This window comes from Pantoea alfalfae (assembly GCF_019880205.1).
Taxonomy (GTDB): domain Bacteria; phylum Pseudomonadota; class Gammaproteobacteria; order Enterobacterales; family Enterobacteriaceae; genus Pantoea; species Pantoea alfalfae.
This window is the reverse complement of sequence record NZ_CP082295.1, coordinates 103,168-127,278: the sequence shown is the minus strand read 5'-3', so window position 1 is coordinate 127,278 and position 24,111 is coordinate 103,168. Positions and strand designations below refer to the sequence as shown.

Annotated in this window: 24 protein-coding genes; 4 read left to right on the top strand and 20 right to left on the bottom strand. The window is 52.1% G+C overall.

Features of this window, described 5'->3' with window-relative positions; genetic code table 11:
- The first annotated feature begins 256 nt into the window (after positions 1–256).
- Positions 257–1,387, top strand: coding sequence for a Fic family protein (locus K6R05_RS20820; protein WP_222925745.1), 1,131 nt, complete (start codon positions 257–259; stop codon positions 1,385–1,387).
- Positions 1,388–1,430: 43 nt separating this feature from the next.
- On the opposite strand, the gene K6R05_RS20815 is transcribed toward K6R05_RS20820, so the two are convergent.
- The 20 genes from K6R05_RS20815 to K6R05_RS20720 all read right to left on the bottom strand — a co-directional run bounded on the left by K6R05_RS20815 (position 1,431) and on the right by K6R05_RS20720 (position 21,333).
- Positions 1,431–2,177, bottom strand: coding sequence for a glucosamine-6-phosphate deaminase (locus K6R05_RS20815; RefSeq protein WP_161736811.1), 747 nt, complete (start codon positions 2,175–2,177; stop codon positions 1,431–1,433).
- 92 nt (positions 2,178–2,269) lie between these two features.
- Complete coding sequence (locus K6R05_RS20810; RefSeq protein WP_161736810.1) at positions 2,270–3,664, bottom strand: glycoside hydrolase family 1 protein; 1,395 nt, start codon at positions 3,662–3,664, stop codon at positions 2,270–2,272.
- A gap of 12 nt (positions 3,665–3,676) precedes the next feature.
- Positions 3,677–5,536, bottom strand: coding sequence for a PTS beta-glucoside transporter subunit IIABC (gene bglF, locus K6R05_RS20805; RefSeq protein WP_161736809.1), 1,860 nt, complete (start codon positions 5,534–5,536; stop codon positions 3,677–3,679).
- A gap of 136 nt (positions 5,537–5,672) precedes the next feature.
- Positions 5,673–6,506, bottom strand: a complete 834-nt coding sequence (gene licT / locus K6R05_RS20800) for a BglG family transcription antiterminator LicT (protein WP_161736808.1) — start codon at positions 6,504–6,506, stop codon at positions 5,673–5,675.
- 163 nt (positions 6,507–6,669) lie between these two features.
- The gene (locus K6R05_RS20795) at positions 6,670–8,001 is read right to left on the bottom strand and encodes a carbohydrate porin (RefSeq protein ID WP_237566771.1); all 1,332 of its coding nucleotides are present in this window, start codon (positions 7,999–8,001) and stop codon (positions 6,670–6,672) included.
- A 720-nt stretch (positions 8,002–8,721) separates the two neighbouring features.
- Positions 8,722–9,063, bottom strand: coding sequence for a YebG family protein (locus tag K6R05_RS20790; protein WP_161736795.1), 342 nt, complete (start codon positions 9,061–9,063; stop codon positions 8,722–8,724).
- Positions 9,064–9,219: 156 nt separating this feature from the next.
- Positions 9,220–10,014 (bottom strand): SIR2 family protein, encoded by a 795-nt coding sequence (locus K6R05_RS20785; RefSeq protein WP_003855101.1) that lies wholly within the window; start codon positions 10,012–10,014, stop codon positions 9,220–9,222.
- The gene (locus tag K6R05_RS20780; RefSeq protein WP_161736794.1) at positions 10,011–10,571 is read right to left on the bottom strand and encodes a non-canonical purine NTP pyrophosphatase; all 561 of its coding nucleotides are present in this window, start codon (positions 10,569–10,571) and stop codon (positions 10,011–10,013) included. Before K6R05_RS20780 ends, K6R05_RS20785 begins: the two co-directional genes overlap by 4 nt.
- Positions 10,572–10,721: 150 nt before the next feature.
- Positions 10,722–11,621 carry an ABC transporter substrate-binding protein gene (locus K6R05_RS20775; RefSeq protein ID WP_222925744.1) on the bottom strand — a complete coding sequence of 300 codons (900 nt, stop codon included), beginning with the start codon at positions 11,619–11,621 and terminating at the stop codon, positions 10,722–10,724.
- A complete protein-coding gene (locus tag K6R05_RS20770) occupies positions 11,618–12,412 on the bottom strand; it encodes an amino acid ABC transporter ATP-binding protein (RefSeq protein ID WP_222925743.1) in 795 nt (264 codons plus the stop codon). The genes K6R05_RS20775 and K6R05_RS20770 overlap by 4 nt, the downstream gene beginning before the upstream one ends.
- On the bottom strand, positions 12,396–13,322 hold the full coding sequence (locus K6R05_RS20765; protein ID WP_222925742.1) for an amino acid ABC transporter permease: 927 nt from the start codon (positions 13,320–13,322) through the stop codon (positions 12,396–12,398). Before K6R05_RS20765 ends, K6R05_RS20770 begins: the two co-directional genes overlap by 17 nt.
- Before the next feature lie 9 nt (positions 13,323–13,331).
- Entirely contained in the window at positions 13,332–13,850 is a 519-nt protein-coding gene (locus K6R05_RS20760) for a GNAT family N-acetyltransferase (protein WP_098050091.1), read from the bottom strand.
- A gap of 10 nt (positions 13,851–13,860) precedes the next feature.
- Entirely contained in the window at positions 13,861–14,802 is a 942-nt protein-coding gene (locus K6R05_RS20755) for an ABC transporter substrate-binding protein (protein WP_161736790.1), read from the bottom strand.
- An 11-nt stretch (positions 14,803–14,813) separates the two neighbouring features.
- Positions 14,814–16,127 carry an LLM class flavin-dependent oxidoreductase gene (locus tag K6R05_RS20750; RefSeq protein WP_161736789.1) on the bottom strand — a complete coding sequence of 438 codons (1,314 nt, stop codon included), beginning with the start codon at positions 16,125–16,127 and terminating at the stop codon, positions 14,814–14,816.
- 80 nt (positions 16,128–16,207) lie between these two features.
- The gene (locus K6R05_RS20745; protein WP_222925741.1) at positions 16,208–17,359 is read right to left on the bottom strand and encodes an amidohydrolase; all 1,152 of its coding nucleotides are present in this window, start codon (positions 17,357–17,359) and stop codon (positions 16,208–16,210) included.
- A gap of 19 nt (positions 17,360–17,378) precedes the next feature.
- Complete coding sequence (locus tag K6R05_RS20740) at positions 17,379–18,377, bottom strand: MsnO8 family LLM class oxidoreductase (protein ID WP_222925740.1); 999 nt, start codon at positions 18,375–18,377, stop codon at positions 17,379–17,381.
- 416 nt (positions 18,378–18,793) lie between these two features.
- A complete protein-coding gene (locus K6R05_RS20735; protein WP_222925739.1) occupies positions 18,794–19,369 on the bottom strand; it encodes a hypothetical protein in 576 nt (191 codons plus the stop codon).
- Positions 19,366–19,728, bottom strand: a complete 363-nt coding sequence (locus K6R05_RS20730) for a tlde1 domain-containing protein (RefSeq protein ID WP_222925738.1) — start codon at positions 19,726–19,728, stop codon at positions 19,366–19,368. Before K6R05_RS20730 ends, K6R05_RS20735 begins: the two co-directional genes overlap by 4 nt.
- Positions 19,728–20,189, bottom strand: a complete 462-nt coding sequence (tssD, locus tag K6R05_RS20725; RefSeq protein WP_262390938.1) for a type VI secretion system tube protein TssD — start codon at positions 20,187–20,189, stop codon at positions 19,728–19,730. The genes K6R05_RS20730 and tssD overlap by 1 nt, the downstream gene beginning before the upstream one ends.
- Before the next feature lie 409 nt (positions 20,190–20,598).
- Entirely contained in the window at positions 20,599–21,333 is a 735-nt protein-coding gene (locus tag K6R05_RS20720) for a GntR family transcriptional regulator (protein ID WP_222925737.1), read from the bottom strand.
- 432 nt (positions 21,334–21,765) lie between these two features.
- Between K6R05_RS20720 and K6R05_RS20715 the strand changes: the two genes are divergently transcribed.
- Genes K6R05_RS20715 through ulaA form a run of 3 tightly spaced genes read left to right on the top strand, consistent with a single transcriptional unit; the run spans position 21,766 to position 23,947 of the window.
- A complete protein-coding gene (locus K6R05_RS20715; protein WP_222925736.1) occupies positions 21,766–22,215 on the top strand; it encodes a PTS sugar transporter subunit IIA in 450 nt (149 codons plus the stop codon).
- 47 nt (positions 22,216–22,262) lie between these two features.
- A complete protein-coding gene (locus tag K6R05_RS20710; protein ID WP_003855084.1) occupies positions 22,263–22,535 on the top strand; it encodes a PTS sugar transporter subunit IIB in 273 nt (90 codons plus the stop codon).
- Between the two features lie 38 nt (positions 22,536–22,573).
- Positions 22,574–23,947, top strand: a complete 1,374-nt coding sequence (gene ulaA / locus K6R05_RS20705; protein WP_222925735.1) for a PTS ascorbate transporter subunit IIC — start codon at positions 22,574–22,576, stop codon at positions 23,945–23,947.
- Positions 23,948–24,111 lie beyond the last annotated feature (164 nt).

Here is a 24,111-nt window from a genome sequence, read left to right as displayed (position 1 = left end):
GATAGAACAATGATCGGTAAATCAGGATTAGCTATCGGGATGGTTGTCTGGCTGGCGTATGTCGCCTGGATCGTTCACTACTATTCAGACACCTTTATGCAGTTCTCCCGCTAAGCAAACAGGACCTTCGGGTCCTTTTTTTTGCCCTCAATTCAGCCGGGTTGACCTGTGAGCCAAATACTCGCTATTATCGGCTCATTCTGTGAGCCGAATAGCCTCCTTTATTCGGCTCATCCACCCTTAGCGTGAGCCGAATATGAGCATTACCTGGATCTGGCAACAGCCGGACTGGCCCGATTTTAAATGGCAGGATGCCGTGCTGTTACCGCGCCTGCGCCATCTGCAGCAGCAGCGCGGATTGCTGCTGGGCCGTGCCAGCCTGCAGTCAGACAGTGATTCGCAGACGCTGGATACTCTGTTAAGTAATATCCTTTCCTCTTCCGCGATTGAAGAGGAGCGGGTAAACGTACAGTCAGTACGCTCATCGCTGGCACGCCGGTTAGGCGTCACAGAAGAACAGCCTTATCCGGTCTCTGATCGCTCAGAAGGGCTGGCCGCCATGATGCTGGATGCCATCAACAACCGCAGTCAGCCACTGACGCTCGACCGATTATTTCAGTGGCATCACTGGCTCTTCCCGGCCGATGAATGGACGGTGCAGCGTCTGAGCGTCGGCACGCTGCGCGGCAGTGAGCCAATGCAGGTTATATCAGGTCGCATTGATCGCCCCACGGTGCATTTTGAAGCGCCGCCGCGACACGGACTGGAGCCGCAGCTCGCGCAGTTTATTGAGTGGTTCAACAGCAGTCAGCAGGATGTGATGCTGGACCCGATGCTGCGCGCTGCCATCTGTCATCTCTGGTTTGTTACGCTGCATCCATTTGACGATGGGAATGGCCGTATCACCCGTGCGCTAACCGATCTGGCACTGGCGCAGGCCGACAGTCAGAGCATTCGCCTTTATGCCATGTCACCCGCTATCCTGGCGCAGCGTGCCGGTTATTACCGCATCCTGGAGCAGACGCAGAAAGGCGGCCTTGATATCACAGACTGGCTGGTGTGGTTTCTTGATATCCTGGATGAGAGCCTGAAGCAGGCGATGCACGTCATCGATCGTACCCAGATGAAAGCGCGTTTCTGGCTACGTCACCAGGGGATGGGGTTAAGCGCGGAACAGGTGAAAGTGCTGAACCGGCTGCTGGATGGTGGCGAGCAGGGTTTCGAACGGGGGATCAGCGCCAGTCAGTATCAGAAGGTGGCTAAAGTGAGTAAAGCGACCGCGACCCGTCATCTGGCGGACCTGGTAGAGAAAGGTTGTCTTTACCGGCTTGAGGGTGGCGGCAGAAGCACCCGCTATCAGGTAGTAACAGATGCTAAAAAGCTATAGCGTTAATCACGTGATGTTCTGTAACGTTAACTACCAGGTTAGTTTAACCCTGAACATAACGCTCAAGCGACTCAGTACTTAATTGAGAGGCAGAAGCCCTGTCAGCGATAATTAACAAAGAAGGATGTAATTTCAGAACGGATGCAGGAATCTGCTCCGTCACCGCTCCCTCAATAACCTGTGCCAAAGCCCAGGCTTTATTTTCGCCGCTGACAATGAGTAACAGATTTTTTGCTGCCATAACGCTCATCGGCCCCATAGTTACATAATGATCAGGCACAGAGCTTAAATCACCCTTCATTTCAGTCCGGGCAATGAATTCAGCGAGATCACCCTCTATGGGATGCTTAACCACCGGGTGATGAAATCGGGTCAGGCCAGGGATGTTGCCGCAAAAATGTCCATCTGACCCCAGTCCCATTAGCACTAAATCTAATCCACCCTCCTGCTTTAACAGACGCTCAAAATCCAGAAAATTGTCATCGGTGAGTTTATGAATGTTCGTTTCTTTAATTTGTGCTGGTGACAGAAAAAGCTGACGCAGACTGGATATCGTAACGCCCTCACGATGTTGACCTTTGAACGCAATTTCATCAAAGTTATAGTAATGAACATGTGAATAGCCGGAGCGTCCGCCGATGGCTGAAACAAGATATTCGTACAATTTAGCAGGCGTACGACCTGCCGTTATTGCCAGATTCACACGTCGGTTTTGTGTCATATAACCCAGCATATGATGACTTGCGATCTGGCTCATTTCATTATAATTGTCCGTCACGATCAGTTTCATTTCATCATCCCGTAATCGTTTTACTGACAAACATCAATGTGGCATCGCGACCTGTCGTGAGCCACAATGATGGGTATTAACAGGCAGTCATCTCACCCTTTAAGTGAGGCTCCGTTTGTCGCTATAACCTCCTGATACCAGTAGAAGCTTTTCTTGCGGCTACGCGCCAGCGAGCCTTCGCCATTATCATCGCGGTCAACATAGATGAAGCCGTAACGTTTAGAGAGTTCGGCTTTGGATGCGCTGACCAAATCGATTGGACCCCAGCTGGTATACCCCATGACCTCAACGCCATCTTCAATGGCCTCCCGCACCTGAACCAGATGATCGTGGAGGTAGCTGATGCGGTAGTCATCCTGCACGACGCCGGTGGCATCCGGTATGTCTTTGGCCCCCAGTCCGTTCTCAACGATGAACAGCGGCTTTTGATAACGATCCCACAACAGATTCAGCAAGGTACGCAACCCGACCGGATCAATCTGCCAGCCCCATTCAGAGCTCTGCAGGTGGGGATTAGGCACCATGCTCAGAATGTTACCGCGCATCTGCTGATTCAGCGCCTCATCGGCGGTGACGCAGCCGGACATGTAATAGCTGAAAGAGATAAAATCGACGGTCGATTTGAGTATCTGGCGATCGGCATCGGTAATATCCAGTTGGATATCGTTTTCGCGGAAGAAGCGCAACATATAGCCCGGATAAGCTCCCCGGCACTGTACATCGCCAAAAAATTGCCATTTGCGGTTCTCCTGCAGCGCTTCAAGCACATCATCAGGCTTACAGCTCAGCGGATAGACCAGCCCACCCAGCAGCATATTACCGATACTGGCTTCAGGGTTACTTTCGTGACAGGCTTTAACCGCCAGAGCACTGGCCACCAGTTGATGATGAATCGCCTGATAAATTTCGCCCAGGCTGCTGGTTTCTGGCAGGCCTACGCCAGTCATCGGCGCATGTAAAGACATATTGATTTCATTAAAGGTCAGCCACAACCTGACTTTTTTCTGATAGCGGGTAAACACCGTACGCGCGTAATGCTCAAAAAAGCCAATCACCCGGCGGTTTCCCCAGCCGCCATACTGCTGAACCAGATTCCAGGGCATTTCGTAATGTGACAGTGTCACAAGTGGCGTAATGTTATGTGCTGCCAGCTCATCGAATAATCGGTCATAAAAGGCCAGGCCTGCTTCATTAGGTTGTTGCTCGTCACCGTTCGGGAAAATACGCGTCCAGGCAATTGAAACCCGCAGACAGCTAAATCCCATCTCTGCAAACAGTTTTATATCGTCCGGATAGCGGTGGTAAAAATCAATCGCCACATCTTTAAGGCTTTTACTCCCCGCAACGCGATCGACTACCGGGCCAAAAATCCCTTGTGGCTGGACGTCAGAGGTGGAAAGGCCTTTCCCCTCTTCACGCCAGGCGCCTTCAACCTGATTAGCGGCGACCGCACCACCCCATAAAAATGTATCCGGGAAAGTTTTCATCCTGTGCTCCTTTTACTGATGAATGATGCTGAGTAATGGCGTTCCTGCGGTGACAGCTGTCCCTGCCACCGTCAAAACTTCATGATACGCATCGCTGTTAGTGATAATGATCGGTGTTGCAAGGTCATATCCGGCATCAAGAATGGCCTGACGATCAAACGTCAGCAGCAGATCGCCGGGCTTAACCGTGTCGCCCACGTTTACATGTGCCGTAAAAGGTTTGCCATCAAGCCTGACGGTATCGATACCCACATGGATTAGCAGCTCAATCCCACTGTCACTCAACAGGCCGATGGCGTGCCGGGTCTGAAACAGAGAGGCAACTTCACCCGCGAAAGGTGCAATGACTTTGTTGTCGGAAGGAATGATGGCTGCGCCCTGTCCCAGCAGGCCACTGGCAAAGGTCGGGTCGGGCACCTGATCAAGCGCGATTACGGTACCGGTCATCGGTGACAGAATGTCATCTTCGCCAGTTATCACCGGGGTTGCCGTAACTGGCACACTGGTAGCAGGCATACCCGCTACCAGCGTCAGGCTACAGCCCAGTATCAGCGCCAGTGTGGTCCCGGCAATACCACCCCATAACGTGGCGTCGACACCGCCAGGCGGGATCATCTGGGCGATAGTGAAGATGTTGGCAAAGCCAAAGGAATAAACGTGTGTGCTACTGAAACCGACAATGGCACCGCCGATAGCGCCCGCCACACAGCCAAAGATAAAGGGACGACGCAGGGGCAGATTAACCCCATAGACGGCCGGTTCGGTAATACCAAAAATCCCAGCGGTCACGGATGAACCCGCCAGCATCTTCTGCCGCGCATCCCGGCTGCGCAAAAAAACGGCCAGCGCCGCGCCAACCTGACCCATGACAGCAGGCAACAGCATAGGCAGCATCGAGTCATGCCCCAGTACCGCAAGATTGTTAATCATCAGAGGTACCAGTCCCCAGTGCAAACCAAAAATTACACAGACCTGCCATAGCGCGCCCATGGCGGCGCCAGCCAGCCAGGGGGCCAGCGCATAAATCCACTGGTAGCCATTCGCCAGCATCTGACTTAAGGCCGTGGCCAGTGGACCGATCACCAGAAAGGTCAGCGGCACAGTGATGCTCAGACAGATCAGTGGCGCAAAGAAGTTTTTCATGGAGGCGGGCAGCCGACGGGTACTCTGTTTTTCCAGCCAGCAACTCACCCATGCGGCGAGGATGATGGGTATCACCGACGCGCTGTAATTAAACCAGGTCACAGGGATGCCGAGAAACGCTTCCGTCATGGCGCCGGATTGCTGGCTGGCATTGAAGGCGGCAATCATCGTCGGATGAGTGAGCGCCCCGCCAATCACCAGGGTAATAAAGGGATTCCCGCCAAACTTTTTTCCGGCGGTGTAGCCCAGCACTAGCGGAAAGAAGAAAAACAGCGCATCACTTGCCGCAAACCAGATTTTATATGTTCCACCTTCAACAGAAAGCCAGCCGCAGACCACGGCCAGAGCCAGCAAGCCTTTGAGAATACCCGAGGCGGCAAGTATCCCGATAAACGGCGTGAAAATGCCAGACACAACATCGATCAGGCGACTGAAAAGGTTACCTGACGCCTTATCTTCGGCTGATGCAGGGGCCTCATCCAAAAGTCCCGCTTCAGCACGGACAGCCTGCCAGACATCATGAACATGGTTGCCAATCACCACCTGAAACTGACCGCCGCTTTCGACGACCATAATCACCCCCGGATTTTTCTTCAGTCCTTCCGCATCGGCTTTATGGTTATCTTTCAGTTTAAAGCGAAGCCGGGTGGCACAATGAACCAGACTTACGATGTTATCTCTGCCACCGATATGGCCGAGGATATCCTGCGCCAGCGTGTGATATTCCATCTCGATTTCCTTAAACCGATGTCCATGGACATCCGTTGACTGAGCCAAAAATAAAAAAACCCGAGAACGTCCTCCTTTCAGAGGCCGCGCTCAGGTTTTGCCTGCGTTAAGCAGTAACAATCCTGTTTGATGGGGCTTAGTGCCCCTCTTTCCTCACCCGCTCAATATGAATAGCGAGAAACATAATCTCTTCTGCGGTCAGCTCACGCTGATAGCTTTGTTGCAAATGCTGCGCGATTTTCACCGCGCATTTCCAGGCTTTGGGGTAGTTATCTTTTACTGCCGTATGCAATGAAACATCGTCATCGTCGACTACGGTTCGCGTCAGCATACGCTGCGCGAAAAACTTCAGATGGGTGACAAAACGCTGGTAACTCAGCGACGATTCGTTATATTCCAGCCGCAACTGATACTTCACCAGTTGCAGAATCTCCTGCATTACCCGCGTAACATGCATCACTTCCGGCATTTCGTTATTGAGCTGTGCCGTCACCAGATGTAACGCGATAAACCCGGCTTCATCCTCAGGTAGTTCGACATTAAGACGACGGGAGATGATTGCCCTGGCCTCCTGCCCCAGTTCGAACTCTTTGGGATAGAGACGTTTGATGTCCCACAGCAACACATTTTTAATCGCCAGACCTTTTTTCTGTCTTTCAATGGCAAAGAAGCAGTGGTCGGTCAGCGTGATATACAGACTCTCCTGCAGTTTCCCGAGACGCTGTATCGCAAGATCAATAATGCAATTGGAGGTCGTCATCACTTCAGGCGGGATTTGATGTAACAACTCCTCCAGCCGACGGACCAGCAGATCACTTTGTGGTGCAAACACTTTCTCAATTTGCGCGTCATTGAGACTGTCGCCGACGCGCTTCTGGAAGGCCAGCCCACGTCCCATGACGACCTGCTCGCGCCCCTGCTCATCCTGAACCATCACCACGTTATTATTCAGAATTTTGGCGATTTTCATCGGAACCCCAGAAACAAAAAAACCTGACATCCGGCAGAGGCCAGAAATCAGGTTTTGCCTGCCTAAGCAGTAACAATCCAGTCCGGGCACTCTATCAGTTTTATTCGTGACCTCAATCTGTCAGGGTAAAAAGCGTGACAGCGATCGAAATCCGCTTATTAACTTAAAAAGTAACCACCGTTTTGAGTTCAGTCACCCAGGCATCCTGCGTATGGGCAATACCCGCCGGACGATGCCAGTACTGAAGCCCGGGTTGCAGTTCCAGCCAGGAAACGGGGCGGAATCGGTAATAGAATTCTCCATTCAGTGAATGGCCAGGCACCGGATGATAAGCCGCATCGTTGTAGTCAGAAATACCACTGATCGTGTTCATGTAGCGCTGGTTACGCGCGTATTGATTGCTCATATCTGTCCAGGTCAGGCCAAAACCTATCCAGTCTTCAGGACGAGCGTCAGACAGACCCCGATAGCGGAGCGAAGCCGCATAGACCGAGTGCATGTAGTTAGTGCGTTGATCGGCCAGGCTCATACTGAATGAAGTACTTAACCCGCGACTTGCGTCATCCTGATGTCGCGTCAGTTGCTGATTAAGTCCGGCGTAAAGAAACCCTGTCCGGTTATGCTTCTCATCACCGCCGGGATCACTGACTCCCGCGCCACCGGACCGGCCGCGATAGAGTTCAGTTTGCGGAGCATTGGTAAAAACTACGCCCAGGTTGTAGGCTCCCGGCAGGCCATTAATGATTGGGCGGGCTTCGATCTCAACCGGCAGCAGGACACCTTTGCTACGTCGGGTGGAACCACTCCAGGCGTGATGACGACTGGAAGCGTCCGGGTTCTGCTCCATCACGCCGCCTTTCAAAGTGACAATGGGCGTTAACCGGTATTCGAGCGTGGTTCCCCATGTATGAACGTTCCAGTTATTCCAGGTTAGTGAGTTCGCGGATTTTCCGCCACACTGTGAAAGCATCTGGAAATCACAGGGTATAATCTGATCGAAGGTCTGAACCTTGTTCATCATTCCGATACGCCATGTTATACGCCGATCATCAAAACTTCGGGCAAAGGTCAGCCAGCCCAGTCGGGTAATAGATTGTCCGCCCCAGCTCTCCTGCGTGAGATCGTTAACATTCACGCGAGGATCCTGCACCCGTCGCGTGGTCAGATCATCGTTGTGATTGCGGTTAACAATGTTCGCTTCAATACGTGCATCGGGAATATTTGTCCAGCGCGACAAATCCTGATTAAAGGTCAAAGCAAACTGATCGATATAAGCGACGTGTGACGCATGATTGTATCCACCGCCGCCATTCCAGCCAATTTCATTCAGATAACCCAGGTTAAAGGTAAATCCATTATTGTTAAGCGATTTACGAAGACCATACATATCACCCAGAACGGGATCCGGTGGAGATTCAAACCCTAATACCGTTCCGCTCCATTCCTGCGCTGTCGACAAGGGTGAAAAGGTCAATAATGAGAGTGCGCACAGCATACTTTTATATTTCATCTTAGCAACCTGTTTTTGATTTTAATGATGTACGGTTCGCAGGAGAGCCCTGAACCTGCTTTGCTCAACGTCATGTTTCCCTGGCCTGAATAGGTCGATTCGTTATCGCTATGGTTATTAATGATTTACGCTATGACGGAGTAAATTTATGGCAAAAAAAAACCTAAGCCCCCCACAGTGGTTAAGACTGTGGAACGCTTAGGTTTTGCCTGTTATCCAGTAACAACCCTACGCTGAAAACGGCTCTAACCTAACACTGCTTTTTAAAATTGAATAGCACTGCCGGATTATTTCACAAGAAAATGTGAGCCGATTAACAATTAATATCTCTTATTTCATGTGACTGGTGTTAATTAATATTTAAAATGAGGTAAGAAATCACCAAGAGAATATCATATTAGTTTTCTTGCTAATTCATTCAATTAAGACTGATGATGTTTATGCGTAGAGTTAAAATACGCAAACGGCGTCAAAGCTTAAAAATGAATGATCAAAAATCCAGATTATTGAATCCTGATTGATGCTATAGCGCTGAGTTCAAAAATGTAGCTGGTTGATTTGCGTGATTTACAGGGAGATTGCAGGCGGGCATTCAGCACAAGGAAATGACAGGAGGATGTGTTTTGTATGTCCTGACAAAAGGTCGGATAAATCCGTTAATCAGAAACAACAACGCCGGGAGGGTCGCTTCCGGCGTTGTGGCAATTACGCAGCTTTAACGGGGCGTACTTTCTTCGCAGCAGGCTCTTCCACCTGCTCATCCGCACCATTATCTGCCACGGCTTCAGGCTTCGTCGCGCCTGCGGACACGTCCGGCAGTTTGCTGGTACGCAGAATATGCTGCACTGTGTCTTTCTGCTCTGCAATCAGCAGGCCCAGCGTTTCTGCCTGAGATTCATCCAGTGCAGGTTGATGCTGTAACAGCCAGTCAGTAAAGGCTTCGGCCATATCGAGCATTTTGTCGTAGGCATCGGCCTCTTTCTTATTGGCAAACGTCATCTTCTCTTCACCCTTTCTGACTACAACAAATTTTGTTTCAACAGCCATCTTTTCGCCCTCAGGTACTGTGTATACATACAGTATATCATGCCGGTTATGCTTTGCCAGCAGAGAATCAAGTTTACTTGCTACGCGCAGGCTAACCTTAACCGGGCGCAGGTTTTTTTCTTTTTCCTGCCGCTTCTCTGCCAGAAGCCAGGCTGACTACACCAGCAGCTCTTCAAGGAACATCGCCAGCGCCTTACGCGGATCGTCTTCTTCGGAAACGATCACCTCGATCCCCCACTGCCCCAGCACCTCTTTGGCTACCGGGTTATTACGGTTAGTGAACAGATACGATTTGGGCCGGGCTGTCGCCAGCCCGGTGCGGCCCCACATCTTGGTCAGACGGTAAAACAGGAGGCGGATGTTGAAATCGCTGATGCTATAGCCGACAAACAGCACAGAGTTGCCCATTACGTCATGGGTCAGTTTGATGTCGAGCGGTGAGTCGAAATAGAGGCGTTCAAAATAGCTGCTCTCATCAAGCACGATAGAGGTGTCATCATCGAAGTCACCGTGCAGTTTGATAATGTGACGTTTATCTTCGGTCAGTGAGACCAGGTCAGCGGCGTTCGCCACTTTATAATAGGGAACACCGTGCGCATCGTGCGCTGCTTCCAGCCAGCGATCGTAGTTGGTAGTGTAGATACGCGAGAAATTACCCTGAGTAATCATGGTGTGAATTTCTGAAGACCGGACATCGATATCCGGGCGGTGCCACTCGCGATCCATCCAGCTGCGCAGCGGGCCAAGTGAACCTTTCTTCTGTTTGTAATATTCCGCCAGCGACAGATGCGTGCCGTAGGTATTAAAAATCTTAGGATCGTAGCCCAGCTCATTTGCGAGGTGAGCAATCAGTTCATGCCACTCGGGTAAGCCAAAATTGCGCGAAATACCGGCACCGGCAAAAAGAATCAGTTTGCCGGAATCATAGGCGCGTTTGAGTTCAGGTTTCATGCCACTCCCCGCGAGGTTTTTAAAAAGGTGGCGAAGCGATCCAGCGCGATGCGCCGCATTGAGATCTCGTTCTTGAGTTCGCCCATTTCTGCAAAGGTCTGCTCATAGCCTTCGGGAATAAACACGCAATCCCATTGAAAGCCGCGCGTTCCTGCAGGTTTAGGGGCGATGGTGCCGCGCAGTTCACCCGAGAACTGATACATTTTGCGGCCGTCGCAGTAGCCGAGCACCGTTTTGGCCGTCACGGCCTGGCTGTCCAGCCCCTGCACCAGCGCGGTAAAGCGCTCTGCGTCCAGGCGGTTCCAGAAGATGCGGGTCAGACCGGCCGGCAGACCATTCAGGCCGTCCAGATAGAGGCCGGTATGCTCCACAAACAGTGGCCGCCCAATCAGCGAAAAGGCTTTGGTCAGTTTATCGCGCACCAGGTCCAGCTCGTTTTCAGTCTGAATTTCTTCGATGCGACGGGCGATGGGCAGAACTTCGACCCCGATGGGTTCGAGTATTTTGCGCACCTCAGCCAGTTTTGGCTCATTGGCAGAAAGGAATCTGATTTTCATGGGGCTTCCAGGTCAATTACTCCGCCACGCAGTGAGGATTTTTACGAAAACAGGCGGGCAGGATAAATCACTAACGCTGGAGAGTGTAGTTCAATTCTGTGGGCATTAAATTGCAGAACCGGCTTCAGCAGGAGAGCCGGTTCTGTAGCCTCAGTAAACAATGCCCGGTGGATTCACCGTGGAGTGTGTAACCGCTTCATCCTGTTCACCCCAGCGGGCCAGCACCTGCTGATACTGCCCACCTGTAATGGTGCCATCCAGAGCGGCTTGTAAAGCCGGTGCCAGCCCATTGCCCTTTTTGGTGGTCACGGCAACCCAGGCGCGAAATGGACCGCTGCCAACCAGCTTTGTCTGTCCGCGTGAGGCCACTTTCCAGGCGGCCATCGAGTGCGGACCAAAGATCGCATCGGCTCGTCCCGACAGCAGCGTCAGCGTCGCTGAGGCATCATCGGTAAGATAGACTGGCGTCACCGCAGGCAGACCATTGGCCCGATTCTGCTGATCCCAGCTCAGCAAGATGCGCTCCTGATTGGTGCCCGACGAAACGATAATCCGCTTACCGGCAATATCAGGCGGGCTGTTTATCTGGCTGATTTTACTGTCGATTTTTACCGCAAAGGCGTGGTTATCAGCGCGATAGGTTGCGAAATCGAACTTCTTCTTACGCTCTTCGGTAACGGCAATATTAAACATCGCGACATCATAACGTCCGGCGCTGATGCCCAGCGGCCAGTCTTCCCACGAGGCCGGAACCAGCTTCAGCTTTAATCCCAGACTGTCAGCCAGCAGCCTGGCAATGTCCGGATCGCTGCCGATCCGCGTGACGTTGTCAGACGCCAGCAGCGACAGCGGCGGAGAATTAGTCGCGGCGGTCGCCACCGTCAGCGTACCGGGTTGTATAAAGTGAAAGCCAGCCGGGATTTTCGCGATCGCCTGCGGATTCGCCGGGGCATGGATTGGCGTCTCATTTTTCAGCACATCGAGCTTCTCCGCAGCCGAACAGCTCAGCACCGGGAGCAGCGTCAGCGCTGTTAAGGTCAGCGCCCTCATAACACGCGCGCCAGGAAACGGCGGGTGCGCTCATGGCGCGGATTGTTCAGTACCTGCGTCGTGCTGCCCTGCTCAACAATCCGGCCATCCACCATAAAGACCACGTTGTCCGCCACTTCACGGGCAAAGCCGATCTCATGGGTCACAATCACCAGCGTGGAGCCGGAACGCGCGAGCTTTTTGATCACGTCGAGCACTTCACCGACCAGCTCCGGATCCAGCGCCGAGGTCGGCTCATCGAACAGCATCACGCGGGGATTGAGCATCAGTGCGCGCGCAATGGCGATACGCTGCTGCTGCCCGCCCGACAGATGACGCGGCCAGGCATCGGCTTTATGGCGCAGGCCGACAATGTCCAGCAGTTCACCCGCCCGCGCTATCGCTTCAGATTTCGTCAGCTGACGATGGGCAATCGGCGCTTCAATCAGATTATCCAGCACACTGAGGTGCGGAAACAGATTGAAGTTCTGGAACACGTAGCCGACGTTGATACGCTGCCGCAGAATCGCCTTCTCTTTGAGTTCATACAGCTTGTCGCCGCGCTGCTGATAGCCGATATAGTCGCCATCGATCTGAATGAATCCCTCGTCGACCCGCTCCAGATGATTGATGGTGCGCAGCAGCGTGGATTTGCCGGAGCCGGATGGCCCCAGAATCACCGTGACCGAACCGGGTTCCAGCGACAGCGAAACATCATCCAGTGCTTTGTGTTTACCAAAACGCTTGGTCACGCCGGTAATAGTGATGGCACCTGTTGTGTGAGAAGTACGGTAATCAATGGCTTCGGACATGGCTGATCTCCTCGGTCGGATGAAGTGGCGTGACGCGATTGCGCCATTGTTGCCAGCGCGAAGGCTGCGGCTCACGGTTCACGCTGCGGGCCAGCCAGCGCTCAACGTAATACTGAATCACGGACAGGACGGTGGTGATAATCAGATACCAGGCGGCACCGACCATCAGCAGCGGGATCACTTCCTGATTACGGTTGTAAATCATCTGAATGGTATAAAACAGCTCCGGCATCGCCAGCACGTATACCATCGAAGTCCCTTTTGCCAGACTGATGATCTCGTTGAATGCGGACGGAATAATGGCGCGCAGCGCCTGCGGCAGAATGATGCGGAAGGTCCGGCGTGAGGCGGAAAGCCCCAGCGCGGAGGCGGCTTCAACCTGCCCGTGATCGACGCCGAGGATCCCGCCGCGGATAATTTCTGCACTGTAAGCCGCCTGCACCAGCGTCAGACCAATTACCGCCGCCGGGAACTGGCCCAGCACATTAATCGTCTGAAATGCGCCCCACGACAGGCCGGTAAATGGAATGCCGATCGACAGCGTGTCGTAGAGGTAGGAGAAGTTATAGAGAATGATCAGCACCACGATCAGCGGCAGCGAACGGAACAGCCAGATGTAGCCCCACGCCAGCGTGCTCAGCAGCCACGATGAGGAGAGACGTGCCAGCGCCAGCAGACCGCCGAAAAAGAGGCTGAATATCGTGCCCAGCAGGGTCAGCAGTAGCGTCTGACCCAGACCGTGCAGGATCACCGGATCGAAAAACCAGCGGGCAAACACGCCCCATTCCCAGCGCGGGTTAAAGGCCACTGACTGCACCACACCCGCCAGGATAAACAGCGCCACAATAGCGCCGGCGGTGCGCGCCGGATAACGTGCCGGGACCACCTGTAGATGTTGATGTTTGCTCATCGTCACTCCTTAACTCGCCTCAGCGACGTTATAAACGCCGATTACTTTAATAAAACGCAGTCGCCCGTCATGTGGCGGCTGGCCGTAACGCTCCAGATCGCCGCTCAGATCGAACTGTGGCTGATAGCCGTGACCGGTATAAAGCCGCACCGCCTCTGGCTGGCGAAAGCCGGTGGTGAGAAACAGCCGCTGATAGCCCGCCTGCAGCGCGCGCCGTTCCAGTTCCTGCAACACCACCAGCGCCAGCCCCTGACGGCGCAGATCGCTGCGGGTCCAGATGCGCTTCAGCTCAGCGGTCTGTGGGTCATAAGGTTTATAAGCGCCCATCGCAATGATTTCGCCGTCGCGTTCCAGCACAATAAACAGCCCCTGCGGCGGCAGATACCATTCCGTCAGCTCCTGCTCCTGCTCGTTACGGCGGGAAAAGAAGTCGCCATAACGTGCCGAATATTCACCAAACAGACCACCCAGAATCGGTTGCAGCTCGGGGGCCTCGGGCGAAACTTCGCGGAAAGTCGATTCACTCATGCTCAGCTCCTTAGTCGCCCAGCCCGGCGGGGTTAATTTCAGAACGATCGATATGCTCCACGCCTTCACCCCAGCGGTTCAGCACCTTCTGATAATCACCATTGCTGATGACGCCATTCAGCGCAGTGCTGATCGGTTCTGCAAGGCCGCTGCCTTTTTTCACCGTAACGGCAATGTGCGCCGCTTTTGGCCAGCCACCATCCACACTGCCGATCAGCCGGGTTTTACCGGTCAGTGCCGCTTTCCAGGCACCAATGACGTTAGGACCAAACCAGGCATCGGCCCGCCCCGCCTGCAGTGCCAGCGTCTGGGCGGCGTCATCTTTGGCGTAGATCGGGGTAAAGCCCTTCAGACCCTTTGCCTGATTCTCTTTATCCCACGCCAGCAGAATCGCCTCCTGATTGGTGCCGGATCCCACAATGATCCGCAATCCGGCAATGTCTTCCGCTTTGGTCAGTGACTTAATCGGGCTGCTGGTTTTGACATAGAAGCCAAGTGAGTCTTTGCGATAGGTGGCGAAGTCGAACTTCTCTTTGCGCTCTTTAGTCACGGTAATGTTGGAGATCGCCGCATCATACTTGCCCGAGGCCACACCCAGCGGCCAGCCTTCCCACGACGTCGGCACGACATTGAGTTTTAATCCCAGGCTATCCGCAACCAGTCGGGCAATATCCACCTCGCTGCCGAGCAGGGTTTTGTTGTCATCGGAAAATACCGTCAGCGGCGGAGAGTTCTGCGCCGCCACGGCCACGGTAAAGGAGCCCGGCACTACAAAGTGATGTCCCGCGGGCAGTTGCGCGATGGCGTCAGGATTCTTCACCGTATTAATCGGCGCTTTATTGGCTTCCAGGCTGACGCGCTGGCCGTTATAGGACACGCTGGTGCCTTCAGCCAGCGCATGGCTGCTGGCGGTCAGAATAAGCAGGGCAAGAAGACGCGATGTTTTTTTCATGACGCAGGCTCTTATTGTGAGGTGAACTGATTAACGGGTTGCTTCAGGGCGAAGCTGTCTCGCAGCGTACTGCCCGGGTAGTCGCGGCGCGTCAGGCCGCGAGCCTGCAGAATCGGCACCACGCGGTCAACAAACCGTTCAAAGGTGTCGGGTGTGCCGCCATTGATAATGAAGCCGTCTGTGGCGTGGGTTTCGAACCAGAGCTGCAGGCCATCCGCGACCTCTTCCGGCGTACCGTGAAACAGCGGACGTGGCGTTGCGGCTTCCAGTGCCGCCTGGCGCAGCGTATGGCCATGCTGCTGTGCTTTGCGTTTGATCTCGTCGGTGGTGCTGCGGAAGCTGTTCTGACCAATGTCGCCGATGTCCGGGAACGGCTGATCCAGCGGATATTGAGAAAAGTCGTGGTGGTCAAAGAAACGACCAAGGTAGTTAAGGGCATCGGTAATCGATACCAGCGCCGCCGTGGTCTGATACTGGCGCTCTACGTCTTCCGCATCATCGCCCACGATCACGCTGACACCCTGGAAGATGTGAAGATCCTCTGGCTGACGACCGTTCGCTACCAGCTGCTGTTTCACATCCTGATAAAACGCCTGCGCTTCTTCGCGGGTGGGCTGATGGGTAAAGATGGCGTCAGCATGACGCGCCGCCAGCTTTTTACCGTCGTCGGACGCACCCGCCTGGAAGATAATCGGACGGCCCTGCGGCGTGCGGGCGATGTTTAGCGGTCCCTGCACCTGGAAGAAGTCGCCATGATGATCGAGCGTGTGCAGCTTCGCCGGATCGAAGAACTGCCCGCTCTCCTTGTTGCGCACAAAGGCATCCTGCTCCCACGAATCCCACAAGCCTTTCACTACCTGCAGATACTCGTCGGCAATGCGGTAACGCAACGCGTGTTCCGGGTGTTTCTCGCGGGAAAAGTTTTTGGCGGAACCCTCCAGCGGCGAGGTAACAACGTTCCAGCCCGCACGCCCGCCGCTGAGGTGATCGAGGCTGGCAAACTGACGCGCTACCGTGAACGGCTCGCTATAAGAAGTGGAAACGGTGCCGACCAGCCCCAGATATTCTGTAACGCCCGCCAGTGCAGAGAGCAGCGTCAGCGGTTCAAAACGATTGAGAAAGTGCGGGATCGATTTCTCATTGATAAACAACCCGTCGGCAACAAACAGAAAATCGAGCTTGCCCTGCTCCGCCTTGCGGGCGATTTTTTTGGCGTACTCCAGATTAATACTGGCATCGGCCTGCGCCGCGGGATGGCGCCAGGCAGACATGTTTCCCGATGCGCCATGCAGAATAGTGCCCAGCCGAAGTTGTCTTGTGGTCATGATGCTCTCTCTTTTTTAGTCGTAGCGATGCCCGACGAGGGTTGTCAGAACCCCCGTGTTTTGGCGGGCTGCAGATGAATTCAGTTCAGAATGGCGTCCCGACATCGCGCATTGAGGTGTTGCAGCGCCTGGCGTGCCAGTCGGGCGAAGTAGTCGGCGGCGGGGGCAATCAGCGCCTCATCCGGGGTAAAACTGGCATGGTGCAGACCAAAATCACTGGCGCTGCCGATACTGACAAACGCGCCTGGCACCTGTTGCAGATAGAACGCAAAATCCTCACCCAGCAGATGCAGTTCGGCGGACTGCACCCGATAGCCAGCCTGCTGCGCGACGTCACTGCTGAAGGTTGCCCAGTGCGCATCGTTGATTAGCACTGGCGGGCCGGGCTGCCAGCTCAGGGTCGCCTGCGCGCCATTGGCTTCAGCAAAGTGCTCAACCAGCGTACGCACCCGCTGTTCCAGTTCGGCACGCAGTTGTAAATCGTGCGTGCGGGCGGTGCCGCCAAACTCAACGCCGCCCGGCAATACGTTCCAGCTTTTGCCGCCGTCGATGCGGGTAATGCTCAGCACCAGACTGTCCAGCGCACTAAAGCTGCGGCTGGTGAGTCCCTGTAAGGCCTGAATGATCTGGCTGGCGGTGACAATACTGTCCACGCCCTGCTCCGGATACGCGGCATGTGCGCCTTTGCCGGTGACGCGAATAATAAATTTGTCCGTATTGGCGTAAAACGCCCCGCTGCGGGTAGCAAACGTACCAACAGGCAGTGAAGGCTCGTTGTGCATACCGAAAATAGCCTGCACCTCATCCAGCACGCCCGCCTCGATAAACTGGCGTGCTCCGCGAGCAATCTCTTCAGCGGGCTGAAAGAGGATGCGCACCCGACCAGGCAACTGATCGGCCTGGTCGTTAAGCTGTAACGCCGCGCCTAGCATCACAGCGCTATGGAGGTCGTGACCGCAGGCGTGCATCACACCGGGATGACGGGAGTGAAAACGCACACCGCTCGCTTCATGGATTGGCAACGCATCGATGTCGGCGCGCAGGGCGATGACGGTCTCTCCGCTGCCAATTTCCGCCACAAGACCCGTCTCAAGGGGATAGTCGAGCAGCCTGATGCCCGACGCCTGCAACCAGCCCCGCAGCCGGGCGGTGGTGGCGAACTCCTGACCCGACAGCTCTGGCCAGGTGTGCAGTTCACGCCGCCATTCAATCAGTTGTGATGCATTGCTCATGATGACTCTCCACTCAGACTCAGGCTGCAACCAGATGATGCGTAGCCAGCAACTCCAGTGACTGCAGGCGGGCAACCGGCTCGGTAATCGGCGTGTCGATAACGAACTCATCAATGTCGAAATTATGGTGCAGCGCATCAAGCTGGGCATGAACCTGTGCTGCGGTGCCTTTCAGCAGTGACGGTGTGCGCGGCTCAATCTGATAATCGCGATATCCACCCTGCCGCACATAGCGCTCAGCCTGTTCCAGACTCGCGACGTTAACGCCAGGTCCGCCTTTCACCGACACATGATAATGACGCAGCGTGGAAACCAGCAGGTCAGCCTGGGCGGGCGAGTCGGCCACCACTACCTGAACAGCCACCAGAGCGCGCTGGCCGTTACTGAGGTGAGAGAAAGTACTCAGTGCATGCTCCAGCAACTGGCGGTCGCCATTGAGATGAGCTGCAAAGACAAACTGCCAGCCCAGACTTGCCGCCAGCCGGGCGCTCTCTTCACTGGCGCCCAGCAAAAATCGGTTAGCAGGACGTGATGGCAGCGGCGTCGCGGCTAAACCTTCGACATCAGGCTGCGCCTGTGTGGGTTTAAGCCAGCTATCCAGCAGTTGAAGCTGTTCGGCAAAGCTCCCTTTTTTAGCCGCATCGACACCCTGTTGCAGTGCATGTGTGGAAAGTGGCAGTCCGCCCGGCGCTTTGCCCACACCAATATCAATGCGGCCCGGTGCCAGTGAGGCGAGCAGGTTAAAGTTTTCCGCCACTTTATACGGGCTGTAGTGCTGCAACATCACCCCGCCCGATCCGACGCGAATATGTCGGGTCTGGGCAATGATCCAGGCAATCAATACCTCAGGTGAAGGACTGGCCAGCTGCGCGGTGTTGTGATGTTCCGCCAGCCAGAAGCGGTGATAACCCCACTCCTCTGCTAGCTGTGCCAACTGCAGCGTACGCTGCAGTGCTGCTACAGGCGACTCGCCCTGCAGCACGGGCGCCTTATCTAACAGACTTAATCGATATGCCATTCACCTGGTCCTTGTTCATTCCGGTTGCGGACCAGTGTGCTGCGCAGTCGATAATTGGTAAAACATCATATTGTTTTATGCTTTATTGAATTCGTCATAATGGGGAACAGTGAGAAGTGAAAGAGGGAAAACGGGCTCTGAAACAGGGAATCAGGCAGATATTTTGCGTATAACGTTTTTCGATGCCTGATATTCAGGTGAGTAAAATCGGCGAACTGGCAAAGGTCTGCAGAAAATCGTCTTACGTATGGAGAGATGACAGTTGTTATTAGCCGCGACTGCAGGAATTTCATTCATCAGGGATGGAGCATTATTGAGTCGACTCTTAACGGGGCAGAAAAATGAGACAGGAAAATAAGTCTTGTAAGCATTCGTACAAGTCAGAGGCTACACAGCATGTAGCCTCCGGAATATTGTTAACTGGCCGTAACCTGGCTGATCATTACGCCCTTGATGGTGCTGTTTTCACGATAATATTGAAGGCAATTCAACTGAGTAAATTCTCCGTATCGACGTGAATCATTGCAATATTGGTTAATTTTCCCTTCTGGCTTACTGGAGAACATCGAGAACAGAGTGTCTGAAGATGCATTGAGTAAAGGGATGCCTGTAACAGAGACATTCAAATACCCTTGATATTCAGAACACTCTTTTTTCGTTCCCTCGCTCGCAATGGCTATCGTCGTTAAGTCTCCCTGCCCCATCTCGTTATCTGAAATAAACCAGAAGTTTACATTTCTGGATGTCAGGCAGAACCACGATGCCTGATTATCGTGGTTAACTACAGCTCCGGTTTGTTTTGCAATGTCTTCAAGGCGGCTAAACTCCATGGCAAAAAGCCTGTCACCAATGATTACTTCGGGAACTAATTCTTTGCGTGTGTCGTGATAAGTGACTGATGATTTGTCATCATAATAACTGGCGCCGAAGCCAGTCATCTGAGCAGCCATCACAGCAGGAGAAAATATTGTAATGATAAGAAGTGATTTCATTTAACATTTAACTCCCTGTCACCACTTGCCCATATGCTTTTTCGTACACTGAGTGAAGCGATTATACAACCTTCAGATGAATCCGGTGGATGCTTCTTGCTTGCTCCATGAATACGAAACGCAGAGCGGCCACACATGGCATTGCTCAGAGCGGGTGTGAGATCGAGAGTATATTTTCCGGTGTGAACTGAATTATGCGGAGAACCAATGGTATAATTACCCTTGGGTAGTGGGCCTTTGCTGCTTACACATTCCTGAAAAAAATCATTCTTATAACCTGTCGCCCCGGCGTAATCTGCGGTGTATGTTTCACCATTGCGGCTGAAGGTGTGTGATGTGACATCATATTTCCATGCCATTATCCATTCCTCTCATTCCATGAATCAGAATAAATGACATTACCGTCCAGATAATGCCATGTAATTTTTTTATAGGAAAAATCAATAAACTCAACATGATTGTGCCTGGCCCACTGGTGTTTTTTAACATCCATCATCAGGGAATTTACTTCTGTAACCTTAATGTTCTCAAGGCTGGTTCGAAAATACTCCTCCTCCTGTCCGTTATTATTTATTCTATAGAATTTAAATACTGCTGACTTTAGTGTTTGCCCCGTAGACAGGGCTTTGTAAAGCCAGGGAGAAGAACTATCAATTTCTTTCATAAATGAGAATGAACTATGTAAGCATTTTGCGGTGATTTTTCCGGTTAAAGTCTCTGTAGGTTGTTCAATAGAGTGCATTAGTTCGCTAACTTCTATACTTCCCTCTCTGCCTTTTACATCAACGCTTCCTTTTATGGTCTTACCACTATCATCCATAAGCCATAGCTAAACTGGAATAGCCATTACTAACTCCCTTTTATTATCAGACAGTGTAATAATCATCTGTTATATCTTTTTAGCAAGAGAGTATTGGAAGATTTTTTGATATCAATCAAGTGATGGCATTTCTTTGGATTTTAGTGAAAAAACAAGTTAAGTCATCGAGTAATTACTCATGTAAATTAAAATCATAATGATATTGAACAATTTTATTTTTAGATGAAAGATCATTTTGTCTGATGATACCGAAAGCGGCTGATTAAAGCATGCTGCCTGGCATACTTGCTTACACGCCAAAGCGCAAACTCTATCCCGGAGTCAGCTGATTCAGGATCGCTTGCCTGTTGATGTCTGCGCAAAGTAATAGCGTTGATATACGTAAAAACAGGTGTCTAAAGCGTATTTTCTAAGGCCGTTGCGAGTTTTGTTTCAACGGGAAAAAGCGGGTGTTGATAAGCGCCACATTCACTTCACAGGGAACGCCGTCGTCGAGATAAACGGTTTCATTGAGCTGAATGACAGCATCCCCTTCCGCTAAATTAAGCAGAGTCAGCGTCTGTGAATCAGCGAGATTCACGGCCGTCAGATGCTGATCCCTGAGCTGCACTTTCTTACCGGTAACCTCTTCAATATAGCCATATTTTGAGACCTCCAGCTTGCTGAATTCCAGGCTATTAAACATATTCACCGGCAGGTGAATATGTTCCAGAGCCACGGGGATATCATCGAAACACATCAGGCGTAAAATTTTATAAATCTGATCGCTGTTTTTAATACGGAGCGCCTGCGCCATATCGGCTGAAGGGACTTTAATTATGCTGACCGAAATGATTTTCCTGACGCCTTTATGCCCCTTTCGTTGCGCCTGAAAATCAAACGGTGAAAGCACATGATATCTGTGCGCCTGACTGCTCACTTCAGTAGAGCCCACAAAGATACCTGAACCTTTGACGCGATAAATTCTCTGCTGCTCAACCAGAATACGTGTCGCTTCACGAACCGTCGCACGGGTAATGCCGATATTTTTTGCGATGGATATTTCGGTATCCAGCTTTTCTCCGGGGAGAAGGCCATCATCCTTAATTTTATTGAGGATGTAATCAACAACCTCTTTTTGCTTTTCTGTGATGCCATCAGCCATCGAATGTCTTCCTGTATGCGTGAAGGTGGAACGCCATCAATCCGTATCAGTACAGTTCTGCCTGACATTGCCGGATAAGTACTAATTCGGCGACCTGAATATGTGACCAACTTATCAAGTTGGCACTGATGTTAAGGCTGTTCAGCGATATTTTGACTTTACAGGTTGTGTCCATACACATCGAGGGACATCATCAGGATGACTAGACATCTTCAACATGTACAGATGTGATGACGAAGATGAAATACAACCTTACGTCCACGGTCAGCAACTAACTTTCTCGTAACACTATGAGAAGAGGCTTTTTTAATCATCTTAAGCCCTTCATTATCCTGAGCTTCGGTTGTCAGCAGGCTCAGTTAAAAAGTGGTGAAGCAGGAGTTTTAAAAAACTGACTGTACATACTCAGGCATTTTGAGGGAGATCAAAGCGATGTCACACCTGGCGAAGTGGTTAAACAATGAGAAAGTCCAGTACGTTGAACGCGTTGCGGACTGGCAGGAAGCGATAGCGATAGCCGGGCGACCTCTGCTCAGTGAAGGCGCAATATCGCAGGATTATATTGATGCCATTATTCGACAGAAAGAGGAGATCGGTCCCTTTTTTGTTATCGCGCCGCAGATTGCCATGCCTCACGCGCGCCCGGAACAGGGCGCGCACAAACTGGGTTTGTCGATTGTGCTGCTGGGCACACCTGTAAATTTTGACTCTGAAGAGAACGATCCGGTAAAGGCGATTTTTATGTTTGCGGCACCGGACAGTAATAGCCATATCGAAATGATTTCCCAGCTGGCGGAAGTGCTGTCCGATGAAGAGATCATGGCTCGGATCTTTAATGCGAGCAGCCAGGACGCGCTCATGACGATTTTATCAGACGTCTGATCCGCCCGTTAAAAGCGACTTGTAATCAACAGTTAATGAGGTTTGATATGAAGATTATGGCAGTGTGTGGTTCAGGCCTGGGCAGCAGCTTTATGATGGAAATGAACATCAAAAAAGTGCTTAAAACAATCGGCGTTGAAGCGGAAGTTGAACATTCAGATCTTGGTTCTGTTACGCCTGATGTGGCGGATGTTTTTGTGATGGCAAAAGATATTGCCTACAGCGCAAACCTGCCGGAACAGAAGGTCATCATCATCAACAATATTATCGACCTGAAAGAAGTGGAGCAAAAAATACGCGAGTATTTTGAGAAAAACTGACGCTAATAATCAGATAAACGCCTTACCTCGAGGTTAATATGTTTACTCAAAATCTTTTGCAGTTCGTCGTCGATGTACTGAAAGTGCCCTCAATCCTGGTCGGACTGGTGGCATTTTTCGGACTGATTGCGCAGAAAAAGCCGTTTCCAGATGTGATTAAGGGCACGGTAAAAACTATTCTGGGCTTTCTGGTGCTGGCAGGTGGCGCGACCGTTCTGGTCGGTTCCCTGACGCCACTGGGCGACATTTTCAAACATGCGTTTGATGTTCAGGGCATCATTCCAAATAACGAAGCAATGGTCTCTATCGCGCTGGCTAAATATGGCGCGCCAACCACCATGATCATGGCCTTCGGCATGGTTGCCAACATTGTGGTTGCCCGATTCACCCGACTCAAATATATCTACCTGTCAGGACATGTGACGTTTTACATGGCCTGTATGATCGCGATTATTTTATCGGTTGCTGGTTTTGAAGGTATTCAGCTTATTTATACCGGGTCACTGCTGTTAGGTATTCTGATGGCCACCTTCCCGGCTATCGCTCAGCCCTATATTCGCAAGATCATCGGAGGTGACCATGTCGCGCTGGCGCATACCGGGACAATAGGTTATGTCTTATCAGGTTGGATCGGCTCTTTAGTTGGTAAAGGTTCGAAATCCACCGAAGAGATGAATATGCCAAAAAACCTGAGTTTTTTGCGCGACAGTACAATCTCTATCTCCCTGACGATGATGATTATTTACTTAATCCTGTCGGTGTCTGCCGGTAAAGAGTACGTAGAGTCTAACTTCAGCAATGGTCAGAACTACCTCGTTTACTCCTTCATTCAGGCCATTACCTTTGCCGCAGGCGTCTTTATTATTCTGCAGGGCGTGCGTTTAATTCTGGCTGAAATCGTTCCGGCCTTTACCGGCTTTTCAGAAAAACTGGTGCCGGAAGCCAGACCCGCGCTCGATTGCCCGATTGTCTTCCCCTATGCGCCGAATGCGGTGCTGGTTGGCTTTATCTCCAGCTTTGTCGGTGGCCTGGTCGGACTGTTTGTCCTGGGTCAGCTGCATTGGGTCTTGATTCTGCCGGGTGTTGTTCCTCACTTCTTCTGTGGTGCGACAGCTGGCGTGTTTGGTAATGCGACCGGCGGCAAACGCGGAGCAATCTGTGGCGCCTTCGCTCATGGCCTGTTAATCACCTTCCTGCCTGTCGCCCTGTTGCCGGTGCTCGGACAGATTGGACTGACAAACACCACTTTCTCGGATACGGACTTTGGCGTAACAGGCATCCTGCTCGGTAATATGGCGCACTTTATGGATAAGGGAACCATTACCCTGATTATCATCGGCATTTTTGGCCTGCTTGTGGTTTATAACTTCATGGCCAAAAAGAAAGTTCCTGCTGAAACAAATGAAGTGTAATCAGCCGCTGTAATGCTAACCGGAAAAGGCCCTCCGCCTTTTCCGGTTTTTCACACCCGACCAGACTGACCGAACCCCCGGTATTCCCACACTTACTGGCTGCAGCGCGCCGATCCTGATATCGATTAATGTCATTTCTCCCCTTTGTTTTGCCCGTACGCTGA